Source organism: Corynebacterium sp. HMSC062E11, from assembly GCF_001811845.1.
Taxonomy (GTDB): Bacteria; Actinomycetota; Actinomycetes; order Mycobacteriales; family Mycobacteriaceae; genus Corynebacterium; species Corynebacterium hesseae.
This window is the reverse complement of the sequence record NZ_KV806819.1, coordinates 1-2,861: the sequence shown is the minus strand read 5'-3', so window position 1 is coordinate 2,861 and position 2,861 is coordinate 1. Positions and strand designations below refer to the sequence as shown.

The following is a 2,861-nucleotide window of genomic DNA, read 5'->3' as shown; positions in this document are numbered from 1 at the left end:
ACCTCACCAACACATCCTGTCGTTTAGGCCGCTTAAGGGACATTCCGCGTGGATTTGCGGCGTGTCGCACTAAGGGACTTTTCGTGTGGATTTAGGAGCGTCCGAGCCACCCTTTTCTTATGCCTAAGCTGGGGTTCCATTCGTTGTCGGTGTGGGTGTCGTGTGTGGCTGGTCGCCCGTCTGGTTGGCCGCGCCGATTGAGTTCTTCTTTCGGCCAGGCCGCGTATGCCGCCTTTCCCCAATTGCGCCCGAAGTCTTGATGCCTGGCTAGCTCCAGTAGATGTACAGGGGCTTCAGTGCGGACGTCGCCATAGGAATTGACCTAACCGCACCAGCTGCGGCTTACCTACCACAGGCCTAGTGTTATCCGGTGTTGATTTCACAGATCGGGGCGTTGGAACCGATTCCAAATCAAGATCAAGGCATTATCCCAGGCTGTCCCGCGAATCCGAATCGGTTTATCCACACGAAATGTCCCTTAAGCGGTAAAGCGACCTAACCCCCTAAAGCGTTTAGGCCACGTTTTGTCGTTTAGGCCCCTAAAGGGCTTAAGAGACATTTCGTGTGGCTCGATGGGCTCCGGGATAAGCAGGCTTCGCCACCATATGCCGGAGACTCTCTCGAGCAGCCGGCTGGGTGAGCAAGGGGAAGAAAAGAACCCTAGAGCCGTTTATATGAATCGAGGGCTGCTGACCTTTGCTTCGCGAGTTTGGCATGAGCAGTGAGCTACCAATTGCTCCAGCACCCATCTTAATTCAAACATGCATTCGACCTCCTTGCCTTATTCGCGTCATTGCTCTCTTGAACGTCCGGTGGGCTATGTACAATCAGCGGCGTGCATAACTCGTTAACTTCTGTTGAAATCTGCGCTGGCGCCGGCGGTCAAGCTTTGGGTCTCGAAAACGCTGGTTTTGAGCATTTGGTTGCAGTAGAGATTGACGAGTTTGCCGTTCAAACCCTTCGCGTTAACCGACCGCATTGGAATGTTGTTGAAGCAGATGTCCTCGAATTCGATCCTGAGCCTTATGTAGGAGCGGATCTCTTTGCTGGTGGTGTCCCATGCCCGCCCTTCTCTATCGCAGGACAGCAACTTGGTGAAGACGATGAACGTGACCTCTTTCCCCGCGCTTTGGAAATGATCAAGCAGATAGATCCACGCGCTGTAATGCTGGAAAACGTTAAGGGCCTAGGGCAAAAGCGGTTTGAAGAATATCGTGCTCGCATCATCACTCGTCTGGAGCAAATGGGGTACAGCGTCTTTTGGAAGCTGCTTCAAGCTGCTGACTATGGAGTTCCCCAGCTTCGGCCGCGGTTTATTCTGGTCGCAGTCAAAGAAGAATACGCTCCCTACTTCTTCTGGCCGCCAGCGAACTGGCAATGGAAGACCGTGGGCGAAGCTTTAGAAATACTTATGGGACAAAATGGTTGGACAGGTGCCGCAGAGTGGGCTAAAAAGGCGAACAAGGTAGCGCCAACTCTGGTTGGAGGGTCCAAGAAGCACGGCGGCCCCGATGTTGGACCCACAAGAGCCAAAGCTGCTTGGAAAGAACTCGGAGTAAAAGGAACTTCAATTGCCGAGACTGCTCCTGAAGAAGATTTCCCAACTAACCTCGACAAGGACTTACCACGTCTCACTGTTCAGATGGGCGGCGTGATTCAGGGATTCCCTCAAAACTGGATTTGGCAGGGGAAGAAGACCGCGCAATGGCGGCAGGTCGGTAATGCTTTCCCACCCCCTGTGGCTGAGGCCGTCGGCTCGCGGATCGCTGCGGCATTAAATAAAGAACCACTACCTGATGGTGTTTACGCTGCTGAACCAACTCGCGTACCAGATTCACTAAGGTTCTAACTATGACTCAACCAGCCTTAATTACAGCTGCACGTAAACAGTTTCACCAGCAATTAATTGATTCGGGCGTGTTGGCTCTCACTGAAACGCCAAGTGGAGAAAGTATCGCTTCCAATGCTGATAGAGGTCAGCGCGCCAGTAAAGTACTTTCGGCACACATTGCGCGTCAGCTCAATGTTCCTTTAGTTCAAGGTAAGGGCGCCGGACAATCGACGGGGGCAAATTTTGAAAAAGCTGTGCAAAGGTTCCTAGCAGCGACATTTCCTTATATGCAAACAGTTCGTCCCGGGGATTGGATGGTTCAAAATTTAGGTAACTCTAGACGTCAAGACCATCTTGCCCGTTATGAGCCGTATCGTCACTTGGCTGAACTTGCCGAAGCCGTAAAGCAGCATCCGGAACTTGGCGCTGCGCTCGGAAATAGCTACGTCATATCTCCTGATGTTGTAGTTATCCGCAGTGCAGCCTCCGATAATGTTATTAACTCAGACTTGCCGATTGTTGATAAAGAACAAGCACTGCTGTCCCCTTTCCGTGCTTCCAACGGTGAAACACCCGGATTCATACATGCCGTGGTCTCTTGCAAGTTCACTATGCGCTCAGACCGCTCCCAAAACACCCGCTCTGAAGCTTTAAACCTCATACGCAATCGCAAAGGCCGAGCACCCCACATTGTTGCTGTGACTGCTGAACCAACAATGAGCCGTATTGCGTCCTTGGCGCTCGGCACAGGTGATGTAGACATGGTCTACCACGTAATGCTGCCTGAACTTCAACAAGCAGTCTCAGAGGTAGGTTCAGACGATGCTAAGGAACTCATGCGCACCTTGTTAGAAGGTAATCGACTGAGAGACATCGCGGATCTACCTTTAGACTTAGCTGTTTAAAGCTACCAAGTCTTACCTAGCAGCTAAGGGGCAAGTGAACCGCATATTGCTGACGGTTTGAGTTACCTAATTGGCTGTTTCGTGCACTATCGCTGTGATGTCTAGGGACTTTTTGGACACGGAGT

Annotated in this window: 2 protein-coding genes and 1 pseudogene; 2 read left to right on the top strand and 1 reads right to left on the bottom strand. The window is 51.7% G+C overall.

The features are described from left to right. Positions 1–91: 91 nt before the first annotated feature. Positions 92–298: pseudogene (locus HMPREF2822_RS13030) on the bottom strand (IS256 family transposase); the annotation flags it as partial. 537 nt (positions 299–835) lie between these two features. Here HMPREF2822_RS13030 and HMPREF2822_RS09050 point away from each other — a divergent pair. Together HMPREF2822_RS09050 and HMPREF2822_RS13025 are read left to right on the top strand one after the other, a co-directional pair. After that, entirely contained in the window at positions 836–1,849 is a 1,014-nt protein-coding gene (locus tag HMPREF2822_RS09050) for a DNA cytosine methyltransferase (RefSeq protein ID WP_118790703.1), read from the top strand. A gap of 2 nt (positions 1,850–1,851) precedes the next feature. After that, positions 1,852–2,736: an NgoMIV family type II restriction endonuclease gene (locus tag HMPREF2822_RS13025; RefSeq protein ID WP_083304460.1), complete on the top strand. Its 885-nt coding sequence runs from the start codon at positions 1,852–1,854 to the stop codon at positions 2,734–2,736. The last annotated feature ends 125 nt before the right edge of the window (positions 2,737–2,861 follow it).